At 28.8% G+C, this 16,889-nt stretch carries 15 protein-coding genes; 12 read left to right on the top strand and 3 right to left on the bottom strand.

Annotated features, from left to right (window positions below):
* Nucleotides 1–389: 389 nt before the first annotated feature.
* Both metA and L3B96_RS00780 read left to right on the top strand, forming a co-directional pair.
* A complete protein-coding gene (gene metA, locus L3B96_RS00785) occupies nucleotides 390–1,304 on the top strand; it encodes a homoserine O-succinyltransferase (protein WP_011968613.1) in 915 nt (304 codons plus the stop codon).
* Between the two features lie 85 nt (nucleotides 1,305–1,389).
* Nucleotides 1,390–1,998, top strand: coding sequence for a DUF2238 domain-containing protein (locus tag L3B96_RS00780; RefSeq protein ID WP_017211558.1), 609 nt, complete (start codon nucleotides 1,390–1,392; stop codon nucleotides 1,996–1,998).
* Nucleotides 1,999–2,036: 38 nt separating this feature from the next.
* On the opposite strand, the gene L3B96_RS00775 is transcribed toward L3B96_RS00780, so the two are convergent.
* Nucleotides 2,037–2,303, bottom strand: coding sequence for a DUF1294 domain-containing protein (locus tag L3B96_RS00775; RefSeq protein WP_026015812.1), 267 nt, complete (start codon nucleotides 2,301–2,303; stop codon nucleotides 2,037–2,039).
* A gap of 145 nt (nucleotides 2,304–2,448) precedes the next feature.
* Nucleotides 2,449–3,090 (bottom strand): undecaprenyl diphosphate synthase family protein, encoded by a 642-nt coding sequence (locus L3B96_RS00770; protein WP_238858578.1) that lies wholly within the window; start codon nucleotides 3,088–3,090, stop codon nucleotides 2,449–2,451.
* Between the two features lie 1,100 nt (nucleotides 3,091–4,190).
* On the opposite strand from L3B96_RS00770, the gene hemA reads away from it, so the two are divergent.
* From hemA to L3B96_RS00730, 8 genes are all read left to right on the top strand, one after another.
* The gene (gene hemA, locus L3B96_RS00765) at nucleotides 4,191–5,396 is read left to right on the top strand and encodes a glutamyl-tRNA reductase (protein ID WP_238858577.1); all 1,206 of its coding nucleotides are present in this window, start codon (nucleotides 4,191–4,193) and stop codon (nucleotides 5,394–5,396) included.
* A complete protein-coding gene (locus tag L3B96_RS00760) occupies nucleotides 5,354–6,034 on the top strand; it encodes an NAD(P)-dependent oxidoreductase (protein ID WP_077831515.1) in 681 nt (226 codons plus the stop codon). Before hemA ends, L3B96_RS00760 begins: the two co-directional genes overlap by 43 nt.
* Before the next feature lie 43 nt (nucleotides 6,035–6,077).
* Nucleotides 6,078–6,953, top strand: a complete 876-nt coding sequence (gene hemC / locus L3B96_RS00755) for a hydroxymethylbilane synthase (protein ID WP_238858576.1) — start codon at nucleotides 6,078–6,080, stop codon at nucleotides 6,951–6,953.
* A gap of 12 nt (nucleotides 6,954–6,965) precedes the next feature.
* Entirely contained in the window at nucleotides 6,966–8,429 is a 1,464-nt protein-coding gene (gene cobA, locus L3B96_RS00750; RefSeq protein ID WP_238858575.1) for a uroporphyrinogen-III C-methyltransferase, read from the top strand.
* A 97-nt stretch (nucleotides 8,430–8,526) separates the two neighbouring features.
* Entirely contained in the window at nucleotides 8,527–9,492 is a 966-nt protein-coding gene (gene hemB / locus L3B96_RS00745) for a porphobilinogen synthase (protein WP_041900860.1), read from the top strand.
* A gap of 238 nt (nucleotides 9,493–9,730) precedes the next feature.
* A complete protein-coding gene (gene hemL / locus L3B96_RS00740) occupies nucleotides 9,731–11,026 on the top strand; it encodes a glutamate-1-semialdehyde 2,1-aminomutase (RefSeq protein WP_238858574.1) in 1,296 nt (431 codons plus the stop codon).
* A gap of 40 nt (nucleotides 11,027–11,066) precedes the next feature.
* A complete protein-coding gene (locus tag L3B96_RS00735) occupies nucleotides 11,067–11,708 on the top strand; it encodes an epoxyqueuosine reductase QueH (protein ID WP_171788677.1) in 642 nt (213 codons plus the stop codon).
* A gap of 83 nt (nucleotides 11,709–11,791) precedes the next feature.
* A complete protein-coding gene (locus L3B96_RS00730; RefSeq protein WP_077831521.1) occupies nucleotides 11,792–12,349 on the top strand; it encodes a DUF3867 domain-containing protein in 558 nt (185 codons plus the stop codon).
* Nucleotides 12,350–12,984: 635 nt separating this feature from the next.
* On the opposite strand, the gene L3B96_RS00725 is transcribed toward L3B96_RS00730, so the two are convergent.
* Nucleotides 12,985–13,959, bottom strand: coding sequence for an alpha/beta hydrolase (locus L3B96_RS00725; protein ID WP_038457281.1), 975 nt, complete (start codon nucleotides 13,957–13,959; stop codon nucleotides 12,985–12,987).
* A 373-nt stretch (nucleotides 13,960–14,332) separates the two neighbouring features.
* Here L3B96_RS00725 and L3B96_RS00720 point away from each other — a divergent pair, with 373 nt between their 5' ends.
* Together L3B96_RS00720 and thrC are read left to right on the top strand one after the other, a co-directional pair.
* Nucleotides 14,333–15,271 (top strand): hypothetical protein, encoded by a 939-nt coding sequence (locus L3B96_RS00720; protein WP_011968626.1) that lies wholly within the window; start codon nucleotides 14,333–14,335, stop codon nucleotides 15,269–15,271.
* A gap of 160 nt (nucleotides 15,272–15,431) precedes the next feature.
* The gene (thrC, locus tag L3B96_RS00715; protein WP_238858573.1) at nucleotides 15,432–16,889 is read left to right on the top strand and encodes a threonine synthase; all 1,458 of its coding nucleotides are present in this window, start codon (nucleotides 15,432–15,434) and stop codon (nucleotides 16,887–16,889) included.

Genomic DNA, 16,889 nt, shown 5'->3' with positions numbered 1-16,889 from the left:
AAACATCTATAAACTGTAAATGAAGTAATTCTATGATTTATTAACAGTGATTACCACAAAATTAGTTTTATGCAAGTAAATAGCAAAAAAATTCTTTATCATAATTTTAAAAATATTTTAAGAATTTTAGCCGCATTTTGAATTGTGAAATGTGCATTGTGAATTGAAACCTATATAAATTGGTTTAAAGAATTTATGCCATATATTTATAGTTTAACTTGTGAAAGTCATAGCAAAATAAATGTATTTTTAAGCTTACATAATTTTATTATTATATTTATTTTTATAATGTTGATAAGAAGTGGAATTTTGATATAATAATATTTATATACAAAAATAATTAAATAATAATCTAAAATAAGCAATAATCACATTGGGGGGAAACAAATATGCCAATAAAAATTCCTATAGAATTGCCTGCATTTCAGGTTTTATCTGATGAAAACATATTCGTAATGAATAATGAGAGGGCTAATACTCAAGATATCAGACCGCTAAAAATAGCAATTCTTAATTTAATGCCAAAAAAAATAGTAACAGAAAATCAATTATTAAGATATTTATCTAACACGCCACTACAAGTAGAGGTAAGTCTAATACAGACTAAGAGTTATACTTCACACAATACACCACCGGAGCATCTAAATAAATTTTATAGCTATTTTGATGATATAAAGCAAGAAAAATTTGATGGACTTATAATAACTGGGGCTCCAGTTGAACAAATGGCTTTTGAAGAAGTTACATACTGGAAAGAGCTTACTGAAATAATGGAATGGAGCAAGACTCATGTATTTTCAACATTCTATATTTGTTGGGGAGCACAGGCAGGTTTATATTATCACTATGATATACCTAAATATGATTTAGATGAAAAAATGTTTGGTGTGTTCTCACATTGGGTTAATGATGAGAAAGCTGATTTGACAAGAGGATTAGATGATGTGTTTTATGCACCACACTCTAGACACACAGAAGTCAAACGTGAAGATATAGAGAAAGTTTCAAATCTTGAAATTTTATCCGAATCTGAGGAAGCTGGAGTATTCATAGTTGCAACAAAAGATAGGAGAAATGTGTTTGTAACTGGACATATGGAATATGATAGAAATACATTGATGGATGAATATATAAGAGATAAAGAAAAAGGCGATGAAATAGCTTTACCTAAAAATTATTTTAGAAATGATGACATAAATCAAAAACCGTTGTACACATGGAGAGGTCCTGCTAGCATAGTTTTTGGAAACTGGCTAAATTATTGTGTATACCAAAATACACCTTTTGATCTTAATACTCTTTAGAAATTTTATGAATAAATCATAAGTGCTTTTAAAGCACTTATGATTTGGTTTTTAAATTTTGTGAATCTTATATAAGGAGATATTGATGAAGGAAAAGAATTTTCATTTAATATTATTAATAAGTATATTTGCAATTTTAGTTGCGTCGGGAATAAATCCTCATGATAGATTTACATGGGTATTAGAGGTTATTCCGGCAGTGATAGGCGTTATGGTCTTAATAACTACTTATAATAAATTCGTATTTACTAACTTAACGTATATTCTTATTTGGTTTCATGCAGTTATATTAATAGTGGGTGGTCATTATACATATGCAGAAATGCCTTTATTTAATTGGCTAAGAGATACTTTTGACTTGAGTAGAAATTACTATGATAGGCTTGGGCATTTTGCACAAGGATTTATACCAGCAATAATTATTAGAGAAATTTTCATAAGAAACAAAATTGTTAAAAATATAGCATGGACTAATTTTATTACAATATCAATTTGTCTTGCTATTAGTGCTTCTTATGAAATAATAGAATTTATTGTAGCATTAATTACTGGCGAAAGTGCAACTGCTTTTTTAGGAACTCAAGGAGATATTTGGGATACTCAGTGGGATATGATCTTTGCGTTTTTAGGCTCAATGGTTTCAGTATTAACGGTAGGAAAATATCATGAGAATTTATTAAAGACAAATCAGTAATACTTTGTCCAATAAAATTTGAATATTAGTATACTATTTTAATAATTTAAATATAGTATAGCTATGAAAATTTGCATAAGAAGTATGAGTGGAACTCCAATTGTAAACTTCTTATGCTTTGTTTTGTGCCTAAAACTAGACATTCCAATAAGCATTCCAATAGATCCTCCCAAAATAGAGATACCAATGAGTGTTTTTTCAGGTATTCTCCATTCTTTATGAATAGCTCTTTGTTTATCTATAAACATAATAAGAAATCCTAGAAGGTTAATAATCAATAAATATGTAAATACGACTTTTAACATAAATTTCACTCCAATATATCATTAAATATAAATTAATATTAATGATAACATAATTCATACTGAAGCACAAAATATAGAGATATGAAGTAAAAGAAGTTAGATTTACGAAATTTTATTAGCATTGCTTATTTTTGAATCTATGACATTAGCCGCCTAAAGTTACATCTTGCTCATTATACCAAGATAAAGCGTCATAAAAGTCTTCTTTTTTAAAATTAGGCCAGTAATTATCTAAAATATAAAAATCTGAGTAAACTGATTGAACTGGCAGCAAGCCACTTAATCTTCTTCGCCCACCCCATCTAATTATAAGATCTATTCTAGAAATATCCTTTGATTGTAAATGAGGTTGAATATGTTTTTTTGATATATCTGCATTTTTTAGTAGATTTAAATCCCATTCCCAACCGTAATTTATTAAAAAGTTTGCCTTTATTCCACCTGAACCAAACTTTTTTCTTTTAGTGAAGGGCAATAATTCTTTTGGAAAGCAACTAGACTCAGTATTACCTAAGACTAATATTTCGCAATCTTCTTTTGTTAAAAGCATAACAGAATCAATGCAAGCTTTAGTAAATGCTATTTTTTGATCGCTAGGACGTTTGGTATTATCAATTGTGAATCCATAAAAGGTTACTTCCTGAATATTTTCTTTTTGGCATAATTTAAAGACCTCAAGTCCTGGATTTATTCCGTGATCATATCCCTTATCTTTGCTTAATGAGTTAGATAAAGCCCAACGTCTATTTCCATCAGGAATGATGCCTATGTGTTTTGGGATTCGCATAATTTTTTCACCTCTCAAATTTGATATTGCTTTTAAGAGTATAACCCAATTAATCCAAAAAAATACACACCTATAAAAAAAGCGCGAAGCGCAACTAAGATCTTAGATAAAAAAAGCGCGAAGCGCAATTAAGAACTTAGTATAAAAAAAGCGCGCACATATGAAAAGAGTGCGGAGCACAATTTGGAACTAATTAAGCGCAATTAAGAAAGTAGGTGAAAAAGTACTCATTTATAAAAAAAGGGAAAAGCATATTTAGAAACATAGGTTTTATATAAACTTAAAAAATAAAAACCCTAAGCACAAGTTTAGGGGATCCTATGCTTAGGGCGAGTCATTAATATATAAACGACTTCTATTAATTAATAAGGGGTAAATAATTAACTACTTTACGATATCAGTATAATCCTGAAATGTGTCAAAAATATGTCAGAAATAAAAAATACATTTAATTAATATAATAATATTTATAAAGAGCTGCATCGCTATGAAGAATAAGTTATTAAGTTATATGAGCTGATTATAAATATTTAATAATTAATTATAAATTAAATGTTTTTTGAGCGAAAATAGTATATACTAAAATATTAGCAGAACAAGATGTTTATCTGAGGTTAGAAATTTTTTTGATTAATGTTGCTTTTATACATTCTAAGGAATATACCTTGACTAGAATTTTATTAAATGGAGAGCAAGAAAAATATTTTTCATTATCTATATTATTCAGAGTTAATCTATAATTCTTATAAGAATTGCTTGGAAAAAACAATCTCTATCTGATAAACTTAAGTGAGAGTCCAAATGTATCATTTGGCAACTCGAACTTACTCAGCGAACGAATGTGAGTCGAGTTTCAGCTAATAGGTACAAAAGTGAGGATCCAAATTTTACATTTGGCTACTGAACTTTCTCCTTGCGAGAATGTATCATTTGGCAACTCGAACTTACTCAGCGAACGAATGTGAGTCGAGTTTCAGCTAATAAGTCCAAAAGTGAAGATCCAAATTTTATATTTGGTTACTGCATTTTCTCCTTGTGAGAATGTAGTATTTGGAAATGAATAGAAAATGCAAATAAAAAAGTATGTGAGGTGTCAATACGTGATAGGCTTAATAGGCATAAGAAAAAATACTCCATTGGAAATTAGAGAAAAATTTATAGTTAAGTCTAAAAAATATAACGAGTATTTTAAGGAATTATTAAAGGAGCTGAATGAAGTAGTTATTTTAGCTACATGTAATAGAACAGAAATTTATTTTAATGCTTCTTTAAATGAAGAAGAATTATTAAAAAAGATTTTTGATATTTTTAATTGGGATTATGAATATAAAAAATATGTTTTTATAACTAGTAGTAAGGATGCTTATAGGCATTTGTTTGAAGTTTGCTCCGGATTTCATTCGAAAATATTAGGAGAGGATCAAATTCTAGGGCAAGTTAAGGATGCTTATGAAGAAGCTTTAGAATTTAAAGCTGTTTCATTGGAATTGCATAGATTATTTCAGGAAGCTATTACTTGTGGAAAGCGATTCAGAAAAGAAGCTAAGTTATTTGAAATACCAGTATCATCTTCTTCGATAGTGGTTAGCGAATCTATTAAGCGTGAATGTACTAAATTTATGGTTTTAGGTTATGGGGAAGTTGGACAGCTTGTAATGAAATATTTGCTTTCACATAAAATCCAAACTGTCTACTTGGTTGTTAGAAATCCTAAAATAAAAGATGAAATACAGGATGAACGAGTAAAAGTAATTACTTTTGAAGAAAAGAATAAATATATTAATAGTATAGAATGTATAATAAGTTGTACTTCAGCACCACATCCAGTTGTAAAAACAGAAGATATTAGTGAAAGCGGAAATAGGTTAGTAATATATGATTTATCAGTTCCGAGAGATGTGGAAAAAGAGGTGGCGTTATTATCTAGGACTGAAGTTTATAATATTGATACAATAAGCCGTATAGATGATGCAAATAAAAAATTAAGAAAAGACAAGATGGAAGAAAATAGACATATAATGAATAAATACCTGAAGGAATATGATGAATGGTTAAAATTAAGAAGTATTTCTCATGTAATCAAAAACTTAAAAACTGTTGGAAATGATGTTTACGAGAAAAGAGTTCAAACTTTTTCACATAAAAGCAAAGATAAAAATAATATTGCTTTAGCACATAAATTAATTAAAAGTACATCTGATTTTTACATAAATAGGGCAATTGAAGTTATTAAAGAAGAGACTCTAAAGGGATGTGGTGAAGAATGGATAGGGATAATAGAGAAAATATTTATGACCAAGGAATAGAGTATTCTTATATTTCATTAATTTCTAAAAAACTAAGAGTTGGAATAGTTGGCGGAGGTAAAGCAGGAACAATAAAAGCAAGACATTTTGTAAAAAATAAATGCTGTGTTGAGGTAATCTCTAAAACTTTTGATGGAGAATTAATAGAACTTTCCAAAGAATTTTCAGAAATACTTAAACTTAAAAATGAAGATTTAAGCTATGAATTTTTAAGAGATAAGCACCTTATAATTATTGCATTAGATGATGAAAACTTAAAAAACATAGTGAAGAAATACTGTGAAGAGAATTATAAGATATATATAGATTCATCTGATTTTATAAGTGGAATGGGAGTTGTTCCGATTCAAAGAAGTACAGAAAATGTAGTATTTGCTTTAAACACTAATTATGGAAATCCCAAAGGGGCAGTTTTACTTTCTAACAAAGTAGAAAAGACTATAAAAGAATATGATGAATTTATTAGATATATAGGATTAATACGAAACAAAGCAAAGTCATTTCCAGAGTTTAAAATGCAAATAACTTCGTTTATTGGGAATGATGAATTTAAAAAATCTTTTGATAATGGTGAAGCAGAAAAAGCATTAAGAAGCAGGTTTTCAAAGGAAATTGTAGATTATTTAATTAAATTTTAAATGAGTTTGTAGATGAATGAATTTTGGAGGTAGAATTAAATTAATGGATAAATTGACTATAGCAACAAGAAAAAGTAAATTAGCACAAACGCAAACAGAAATAATAATGAGAAGTTTAAAGGATAAATTTAATATAGATAGTGAAAAAATGCTTATTGTTACTGAAGGCGATAGAAAATTAGATGTTTCTTTGGCAAAGATAGGCGGAAAGGGATTATTTGTAAAAGATATAGAAATTGCACTTTTAGAAAAAAGAGCTGATGGGGCAGTTCATAGTATGAAGGATGTACCTTATGAATTGAGTCATGAATTTGAAATAGCGGCTATAACAGAAAGAGAAGATATAAGGGATGTATTAATTTCTAAAGATAATATATCATTTAAAGAGCTTAGAAAAGGTGCAATAATAGGAACTAGCAGTATAAGAAGAGCTTGTCAGTTAAAACTTATGAGAAATGACTTGGAGATAGTCCCAATTAGAGGAAATGTTCAAACTAGATTAGAGAAAATGAAAAGTCAGAATTTAGATGGAATCATACTAGCTTCGGCAGGATTAAAAAGATTAAATGAAGAAGATATGATCACTGAATATTTTGATCCTAAAGTATTTATACCAGCAGTGGCTCAAGGAGCTTTGGGAATAGAATGTTTAAAAAATAGCAGTGCTAAGGAATATTTTGAAAAGCTAGAGAATTCAAATGCTAAGCTAACAGTTGAGGCTGAACGAAGCTTTATGAGAATGCTAAATGGTGATTGTCATAGCCTTATTGGAGCTTATTCTGAAATTCAGGGTAATGATTTATATATGATTGGTATATATGACATAGGCGGAAGAATAGTTAAAAAAGATATTTTAGGAGATAAAAATAATCATATTGAATTAGGAAGAAAATTGGCAAATAAGATATTAGAGATATAGGAGAGATGGAATATGAGTAAAGTATATATAATAGGTACAGGTCCTGGAGATGAAGAGTTATTAACATTAAAGGCTGTCAAAGTATTAAAAAGATGTACTGCTGTTCTTTATGATAGATTGGTTTCAAATAATGTTTTGAATTATCTAGAACCAAATTGTGAAATTTATTATTGTGGAAAGGAACCAGGAGCTCATTCAAAAACCCAAGAAGAGATTAATGAACTTTTAGTTAAGCTTGCAAAAGAGGGGCATACAGTTGGAAGAATTAAAGGTGGAGACCCCTATGTTTTTGGAAGAGGCGGAGAAGAGGTATTGGCTTTAGTTAATGAAAATATAGACTTTGAGGTAATACCAGGGGTAACATCTCCTATTGCAGTTTTAAATTATGCGGGAATCCCAATAACTCACAGAAAGATAGCACAAAGTTTTCATGTTATAACAGGAAAATCTGCGCAAGATTTAAATGTGAATTTTAAGGCATTAGCTAAAGAAGAAGGCACATTAGTATTTATGATGGGATTAAGCAATTTAGATAATATAGTTGAGGAGCTTATTAATAATGGAAAAGAGCCAAGTTTTCCATGTGCAGTAGTGATGAGAGGAACTTCAGCTAAGCAAAAAAAGGTGGTAGGAACTCTTGAGAATATTTCACAAAAAGTAAGAGATGCTAAATTACAATCTCCATGTATAATTGTAGTTGGTGAAGTTGTAAATCTAAATAAAGATTTGAACTGGTATGAAAATAAACCTTTGTTTGGAAAGAATATATGTATTACGAGATCAAGGAGACAATCTGAAAAATTAAAAAATAAATTAGTTGACTTAGGAGCGGAAGTCACAAGTTTTAATTCTATTAAGATAAAAAGCAGTGCAGAAAACTTAAATGATTATATCGATAAGATAGAAAATTATGATCATATAGTATTTACTTCAGTTAATAGTGTAGAAATATTTTTTGATTATCTTATTGAAAAAGATTATGATATAAGAAGAATTAAGGCTAAAATATCTGCAATAGGAGCTGCTACTGCAAATTCTTTAAAACAAAGAGGAATTATCTGTTTTGCAAAGGCCAGAGAATTTGTTGGTGAAGGTTTAGTGAGCATATTAAAACCTCATTTGAAAGATGACCAAACTCTACTTTTGCCGTGTTCTGCAAAGAGTAGGAAATATATCTATGAAGAATTAACAAATTGCGGTGCAAGTGTAGATAAAGTGTATATATATGATACGGTTTGTGGATCAGTAGTTAATAAGAGATCTTTTGATGAAGTTGACATAGTATTCTTCACAAGTCCGTCAACAGTTGAAAACATGATTGATATGTTAGGTATCGAGGAAATTAAGAAAAAGCAGGTTATAGCTATAGGACCAAAGACTAATGAACCTTTAGAAAAGTATGGAATAAAAGCATACGTATGTAAAGAACACTCAGAGGAAGGATTTCTAAAAGAGATAGAAAATTTACTGCAATAGAGGAAATAGATTTTTAAAATAATTAATATATAAATTTAGATATTAAATAAAATGAGGGACATCTTTGAAGATGGCTAAAATAATGGAGGAGTTTGTTATGATTAAAAGAGGTAGAAGACTTAGAGTTAATGCTGCCATTAGAGATATGGTTAGAGAAACAAGTTTAAATTCAAAGGATTTTATTTATCCTATTTTTGTTGTTGAGGGAGATAATATAAAAAATGAAATTTCATCATTGCCAGGTGTTTATCATTATTCAGTTGATAGGCTGTATGAAGTAGTTGAAGAAGTTAGAGAAGCTAATATTTCTGGAGTATTACTTTTTGGAATTCCAAACCATAAAGATGAGTGTGGTTCTGAAAGTTATAATGATAATGGAATTGTTCAACAGGCAATAAGAGAAATAAAGAAGCTTGATAAAGAATTGCTTATTATTACTGATGTCTGCATGTGTGAATATACTTCACATGGACATTGTGGAATAATTCATGATGAATATGTAGACAATGATGAAACATTAGAATATTTAAGTAAAATAGCAGTATCACATGCGAAGGCAGGTGCAGATATTATAGCTCCTTCAGATATGATGGATGGAAGAATTGGATCATTAAGAAGTGCATTAGATGAGAATAACTTTAAGAATGTTAGTATAATGAGTTATTCTGCTAAATATTGCTCGGCTTTTTATGGACCGTTCAGAGATGCTGCAAATTCAGCACCACAATTTGGAGATAGAAAAACATATCAAATGGATCCAGGAAATAGAATGGAAGCCATTCGTGAAACGCAAATGGATGTAGAAGAAGGAGCAGATTTCATTATGGTTAAGCCGGCACTTTCTTACCTAGACATAATAAGAGATTGTAAAGAAAATTTCAATCTTCCTCTTGTGGCTTATAATGTAAGTGGTGAGTATGCTATGATTAAAGCAGCTGGAAAGCTTGGCGTTATTGATGAAGAAAGAGTAATGATGGAAACTTTAACATCGATTAAGAGAGCTGGAGCAGATATAATTATTACTTATCATGCATTAGAGGCAGCAAAAGTTCTAAGAAGATAAAAGAACATAAATAGATAGTAATTAAAAAAATTTATATATTGCAAAAATAATTATTCACCATAATTCTAAAAATATTACAAGAATTTTAGTCGTAATTGTGAATTGTGCATTGCAACATATATATTTAAATATATAAATTTTTTACAATTTAAATATAATAATATGTAAATATGAAACAATAAAAATATGAACATATATAAATATTTATAGATTTTATGCGGGCTAAGGAGGAGTTAAATTGAAAAACGTTGATATATTTAAAGAATCAGAGGAATACATGCCTGGTGGAGTTAACAGTCCGGTTAGAGCCTTTAAGGGAGTTAATTTAAATCCGCCTATTATAAAAAGCGGTAAAGGCGTAATAATCAAAGATGAGGAAGATAATGAATATATAGATTTCGTATTAGCCTGGGGACCATTAATTCTAGGACATTGCGACGATGATGTTGTAGAAGCTATTAAGCAAATTAGTTCAATGGCATTGGCTTTTGGAGCACCAACAAAATTAGAATTAGATTTAGCAAAATTTATATGCACCAATCTAGATAATGTTGAGATGATTAGAATGGTCAATTCGGGAACAGAAGCTACTATGAGTGCAGTTAAACTTGCAAGGGGATATACAAAAAGAAAAAGAATTGTTAAATTTGCAGGCTGCTACCATGGACATTTTGATGGGTTTCTAATTGAAGCCGGATCAGGAGTGATGACAGGAGGAATACCAGGTTCACTTGGTGTACCAAATGAAAGCATAGAGAATACGTTAATTGGTATATATAATGATAAGGAACAAATTACACAATTATTCAAAAAATATGGTAGTGAGATTGCGGGGGTTATTATTGAGCCGGTGGCTGGAAATATGGGAGTGATAAAGGCAGAAAATGACTTTATGGAAACCTTAAGAGAACTTTGCAATCAGTATGGTTCACTATTGATATTTGATGAAGTAATGAGTGGATTTAGAGTGGCATTTAAAGGAGCACAATCACTATTTAACGTTAAGCCAGATTTGGTTACTTATGCTAAGATTATGGGTGGCGGACTTCCATGTGGTGCATATGGTGGAAGAAAAGAAATAATGAAGAATCTATCCCCTTTAGGCGGAGTTTATCAAGCTGGAACTATGTCAGGAAATCCAATTGTTATGGCAGCAGGTATAGCAACTTTAAATAAGTTAAAAAATAATCAGAATTATTATGATCACATCGAAAATATAGGAGCTAGACTTGAAGAAGGTATAATAAATATATCAAAAAAATATGATCTTCCGGTTGTAATGAATAGAGTTGGAGGAATGATGACTTTATTCTTTAATGATTTAAAAGAAGTTAGAACTTATGATGATGTTAAGAAATGTGATGTGAATAGATTTAATAGATATTTTGAACATATGTTAAAATCAGGATTTAATTTACCTCCGTCACAATTTGAAGCATTATTTTTAAGTGTACAACATAAAGAAAGTCATATAGATGCTTTCTTAAAAGCATTTGAAGAGTTTGCATCAAATGAAAATAAAATGAGTTTATAATAAAATGCATTAATAAACTTATAAAAGGAATGACTTACATATGAATAAAATTAATTATCAAAAGGAATTAGATTACTTAATTGAAAATTTGGTAAAAAATCAAGAGGTTCCAACTTTACTACTTCATAGTTGCTGTGCACCTTGCAGCAGCTATGTGTTGGAATATTTGTCACAATATTTTAAGATAACTATCTTCTTTTATAATCCTAATATATACCCAATGGAGGAGTATACTAGAAGAGTTGCGGAACAAAAGGGTCTTATATCAGAAATGAAAGTCAAAAATGAAATAAGATTTATTGAAGGAAAATATGATACGGAAAGTTTTTATAAGTTAACTAAAGGTTTGGAAGAGGAAAAAGAAGGTGGAGTTAGATGTTTTAATTGTTATGAATTAAGACTTAATGAAGCTGCCATAATGGCCAAGGAAAAAGGTTATGACTATTTTACAACAACATTATCTATAAGCCCTCATAAAAATTCTGCTAAATTAAACGAAATTGGTAAAAGTTTATCTGAAGAACATGATGTAAAATATTTATATTCTGACTTTAAGAAGAAAGAAGGGTATAAACGTTCTATAGAGCTTTCTAAACAATATAAATTATATAGGCAAGATTATTGTGGATGCGTATTTTCTAAAAATGAAAGAATGAACGATGATAATGAAAAAAATAAGTAAGCAATTATTAAATAAAATATAATAAAAAAAGTACAACAGATAAATACTTAATATTATATAATAATACAAAGGAGAGGATTAATGTGTCTGATAAAATTATAGATTTTAATGAATTAAAAAATAAGGTCAAAGATAAAGACATAGATAAATTCGAAGAGTATATTTATTCTATGTATTATAAACTGGCTGAGGGCAAAATGAATATGTCTGATTTCTCCAAAAATATATTAGCTTACATGGAAGAAAATAATATATCACAAGATAAATTAATAAATATACAAAAAAAGTTTCTAGAAAGATATGGAGTAGATCCTTCTTTAATTCAGGGGCAATTTAAAATACCCGGATTTGATACGGGTGGAAGCAACTTAGACTATCAGACTATTAAAAAGACAATGGGGTTTCAGGAAAAATACAAAAGCAGAATATCTAATAAAACAATGTCAGAATATTTCATAAAAAACGAGAAAAATGATTTGAAAGTACTTCTAGAGAATTTAGAGGTTATATTAGTTAGTGAGAAAAGTATAGATTTAAATGATAATGAGTTAAATGAATTTTTATGCTCATATAAAAAAGTAATAGAGGATAAGAAAATAAATATAGTAATATGTGAAAATGTAAAAAATTACGAATATTAATTTTCTAGGTGAAGTGTCAGATAAAGTAGATGAAATTATATAACAAGTCCCAATTATCATAGAATGTTCTTATGTGCAGAAAAGTTCTGTATTGCAGTATATCTGCTCTTTTCATAAGTGCATAGCGATGTATATTTTAGGACATTAAAAAGTTAAGGGTGAGCCATAAAGAAATTAGGGCATACCCTTTATTTTTTTATTCTTTAGGAATTTATATTCCGATAAAATCTGTGGATAATTTAAAAAAAGTTGATTGACTAGTTTTTGTATTTTAAAAAGAATAAAAAAGAAATCTTATTCGCCTTCATAAAATGTTCTTATATGTAGCATAGCTACCATTTCTGATGTGCAGATTTTTCTCACATGCGTTCGAAAAGGCAGATGCGTGAAAAAAATCTCCGGCTCCACAGTCGCCTGTGATTTTTTTATACCTATGTGTAAAGAGTTGGAAAGTACTAATGATGATAGCCTGTAATTTGGCTGATAGTATCAATAATTAGTCTAGGAGAAGAATGTCCGACGTGAAGTATAATCTGAAGGAAACCGAAGGTAAAGTCTTGCATCAGATATACGAATTACAGTTGAGGATTAGATTTGTTGCATCACATTACCTACGATTTCTATAAATATTTACTCTATAAAGGTGAATTGAATATTACAAATTTAAGTAATCCCTCGGAAATATCTATAACATCATCTTTAGAGATATCCGATAAATCATGAGCGCTGCTATTTAATGTAATCAGCTTAGCTTTTGAGTGTTCCTGAACACATTTATCGTAAAGCTCCTTTGAACTTTCATAAGGAACCATATTATCTGAATTGCTATGAATTATCAAAGTATTTGGAGTTGCTTTGTTGACGTAAGTTATGGGATTATATTTTTTTATTACATCTTCTTTATTTGAAATAGAAGCAAAAATTTTTGATAAATCATAATTTAAATTTTGAGTATTTAATAGACTTAAATCAGTTGGTCCTGCAAAATCAATTAAGTATTTTACTTTTGAAGAATAATTGCTTAATTCGTTATCATCTATAAATTCATCATCACCACTGTAACTTGCCATGAGAGAAAGATGCGCGCCGGATGAAACACCAATAATGCCTATTTCACTTGTATTAAGATTATAGGAATACTGATTCTTATTTATCCATCTTATTGTATCCTTGACATCGGAAATTTGTTTGTTGAAATTTTCCTTTTCTTTCATAAGCTCATAGGAAGTACTTATAATTGTATAACCTTGTTCTCTAAAAGTATCGAGTACTGGACTCAATGCATCAGGAATATTTTTATCTCCATAAGCCCAGCTTCCACCATGAACATATACAAGTACTGGTGAAGATTTATATACTTGATTTATTGGACCGTAAATATCTAGTTTTAATGGGACACCATTAGTATTTTTATAAATAACATCTTTGTAATTCATTGAACTTGATGACTTTTGAGTATTGAATTCCTGTATTGTCCATACATGATTTTTTAAAGAAATATACTTATCAGCAATTCTATACGATAACATAATTCTTTTGTAAAAAAACAAACTAAAAACAAAAAGTACAATAAATAAAATTAAGAAAAACCTTTTAAAAAACTTCTTCATTAAATACCACATGCCTAATAATCAATAAAATTTATTCGGGTATTTATAATAATTTAGGCATATCTCCTTTCTGAAAAGATTTTATAATATTAAAATACTAATATAGGCAATCTAAAAAATGTGTATAGAAAACAAGCGTTTAAGTACACCTAAAGACTATATTAGAATTTCTATATCAATATAAATTTATACTATAAATTTATATTACAAAAGATTCAAATAATTCGCAAATTAAGAAATTTGCAATTTATTGGGAAAAAATAGATGCATTTTTAATAAAAATAAAAGTATAAATAATATTTTATATTAGTATGAATATGAATAATATATAAGAAGAAACGAATAGATATTAACCTTTTTGAAAGGAGTATATATGAGCAATCCTTTTGGTATACTTGTTTATTTAGATGAAATTTTAGTTAGAAATTTATCCTCTTTAGTGTTAACTGGATTCATAGAAACAATAACTAGAACTCAAGCTTTTGATAGAACATTATCAGCAGGGTTTCATGAGGGAGATAGAATAGAAAATTCTAATCAAGGAAGTGTTACAAGAATTGAGAGAAAAGGATTTAAGGATAAAAATGAATTAGATGCTAATAATAATTTTGAGCATCATCATATTGATAAAGAAATAGATGCAAGGCAATGTGTAAGAGAGGAAAGACAAGTTAAAACTACTTATACTACATTCGTATTAAATGGAAGTTTAATTAACTACTTTAATGAAAATAAACAGTTGCAGCATAAAAATGAAAAAGATATAGAAAATAATAATATATATCCAGGAGATCTAATTGAGATTGAAGGAACAATTACAAATAAAAGCATTATGTCTTATATTGAAACTCTAATTAATTTGATAACAATATTTGGAGCAGAATACTTGGATGATCTAACTAAAGAATGTAATGTGAAAATAAATTTTTCAATGTGCTTAAAAATGCTGACTTATATGAAAAGTATTTTAGAAAATAATAACACTACAGATTTAATTATGAAATGTGGAAATGGAACAATAATACTAAACGTCAATAAAGATAATTTCATGAATAATAAATTTAATATATTTGATAATATAAATTGTCCGTGTAGGGTCATAGGAAAAGTAATAAAAACGTGCACTGAAGAACAAGATTCTATAAGTTTACTTAGAAAAACTGGCCAAGAACAGTTTTATGAAAAGTTTTTTGAGCAATTTACTCCTCTTATAGAGTGTTTAGAGAAAAATAATATTTTTGTACCAGAGTGCCCAGATTTAAGAATTAATGATTGCGCAATCCAAATAATGCCATTAAACATTTACATGTAAAAAAATATTATGATTTTCATGTGTTTTATGGAAAAACACTTGTTTATCTATAGAATACATGATAATATATATTACAGGTGGAATATGTTTATATATACTTAAATTTGTTAATTAATAAAGATATATTTTCATATTTAATACAATTTTGAGGTGATATTAGATGAAGTTTAGAAGTACTAGGGGTCTGGATAAGAATATAGAATCTGCTAGAGCAATAATTAATGGAATTTCAAAAGATGGCGGATTGTATGTTCCAGATGAATTTCCTAAAGTCTATGATGAATTGAAGGAAGATACGCATATTAAATATGAAGATCTAGCATTTAAAGTTATCAATGAGTTTTTCACAGATATTGATGATGCGGAATTAACTGGGGCAATTAATGACGCATATAATGATAGATTTAGTGTGGAAGTAAAGAACAATTTTTTAGAATTATATCATGGACCAACTTGTGCATTTAAGGATGCAGCGTTATTATTTTTACCACAAATCATGAAAAGAGCTAAAAAGATTTGTGATGTTAAAGAGGATATAACAATTCTTACAGCAACTTCAGGAGATACAGGAAAAGCTGCACTTGAAGGTTTTAAAAATATTGATGGTTTTAAAGTTGTAGTTTATTATCCTAAGAATGGTGTTAGTGCAATTCAGGAAAGACAAATGTCAAGTCAAGAAGGAAACAATGTTAAGGTCATTGGAATAAAGGGGAATTTCGATGATGCTCAGACAGGCGTAAAAGAAATCTTCGGAGATAATGAATTCAGAGAAGGGCTATCTCAAAAAGGATTTATCTTATCATCGGCAAACTCCATTAATATTGGAAGATTAGTACCTCAAATAGTGTATTATTTTTATGGATATTTTAATTTAGTGAACCAAGGAGTAATACAAAAAGACGATCCTATAAATGTTGTAGTTCCTACAGGAAATTTTGGAAACATATTAGCAGGATATTATGCTAAGCAAATGGGATTACAAATAGATAAATTTATATGTGCATCAAATGAAAATAAAGTTCTTACAGATTTCTTTGAAACTGGGGTATATGACAAGAAAAGAGAGCTTATTTTAACAGAATCACCGTCTATGGATATACTTGTTTCATCTAATCTTGAAAGATTATTATTTGAAGCAAGCGGTAGAGATACTGAAGTTGTTAGTAAATTAATGGAAGATCTAACTACTAAAGGTGTTTATGAAGTAAACGAAAAAATTAAAAGCTTCATAAAAGAATTTTATGGAAACTTTGCGACTACAGAAGAAGTGTATGATGCTATAAAGGAAGTTTATAAGAAAGATAATTACTTGATGGATACTCATACAGCAGTGGCATATGTGGTTAAAAAGAAGTATATAGAAGAAACTAAAGATGACAAACCAACTTTAATACTTTCAACAGCAAGTCCGTTTAAATTCCCAAGAAGTATTTGTAATGCACTTGATATTGATGTAGAGGGATTAGATGATTTTAAAGTATTAAATAAATTATCTGATTCAACAAATAATAAAATACCAAATAGTTTAAGTACTTTGGAAAATGCAAAAGTAATACATGATGAAGTTTGGGATAAGAGTGAAATGAGAAATGCTCTATTATCTTATTTGGATTCATAG

Source organism: Clostridium sp. YIM B02569 (assembly GCF_022320765.1).
Lineage (GTDB): Bacteria > Bacillota > Clostridia > Clostridiales > Clostridiaceae > Clostridium > Clostridium beijerinckii.
This window is presented reverse-complemented; position numbering and strand designations above follow the sequence as displayed.

What these genes read in the sequence shown, in the direction of transcription:
- metA (WP_011968613.1), top strand. Translation starts at nt 390, where the DNA reads ATGCCAATAAAAATTCCTATAGAATTGCCTGCATTTCAGGTTTTATCT.
- L3B96_RS00780 (WP_017211558.1), top strand. Translation starts at nt 1,390, where the DNA reads ATGAAGGAAAAGAATTTTCATTTAATATTATTAATAAGTATATTTGCA.
- L3B96_RS00775 (WP_026015812.1), bottom strand. Translation starts at nt 2,303, where the DNA reads ATGTTAAAAGTCGTATTTACATATTTATTGATTATTAACCTTCTAGGA.
- L3B96_RS00770 (WP_238858578.1), bottom strand. Translation starts at nt 3,090, where the DNA reads ATGCGAATCCCAAAACACATAGGCATCATTCCTGATGGAAATAGACGT.
- L3B96_RS00760 (WP_077831515.1), top strand. Translation starts at nt 5,354, where the DNA reads ATGGATAGGGATAATAGAGAAAATATTTATGACCAAGGAATAGAGTAT.
- hemC (WP_238858576.1), top strand. Translation starts at nt 6,078, where the DNA reads ATGGATAAATTGACTATAGCAACAAGAAAAAGTAAATTAGCACAAACG.
- cobA (WP_238858575.1), top strand. Translation starts at nt 6,966, where the DNA reads ATGAGTAAAGTATATATAATAGGTACAGGTCCTGGAGATGAAGAGTTA.
- hemB (WP_041900860.1), top strand. Translation starts at nt 8,527, where the DNA reads ATGATTAAAAGAGGTAGAAGACTTAGAGTTAATGCTGCCATTAGAGAT.
- L3B96_RS00735 (WP_171788677.1), top strand. Translation starts at nt 11,067, where the DNA reads ATGAATAAAATTAATTATCAAAAGGAATTAGATTACTTAATTGAAAAT.
- L3B96_RS00725 (WP_038457281.1), bottom strand. Translation starts at nt 13,959, where the DNA reads ATGAAGAAGTTTTTTAAAAGGTTTTTCTTAATTTTATTTATTGTACTT.
- L3B96_RS00720 (WP_011968626.1), top strand. Translation starts at nt 14,333, where the DNA reads ATGAGCAATCCTTTTGGTATACTTGTTTATTTAGATGAAATTTTAGTT.
- thrC (WP_238858573.1), top strand. Translation starts at nt 15,432, where the DNA reads ATGAAGTTTAGAAGTACTAGGGGTCTGGATAAGAATATAGAATCTGCT.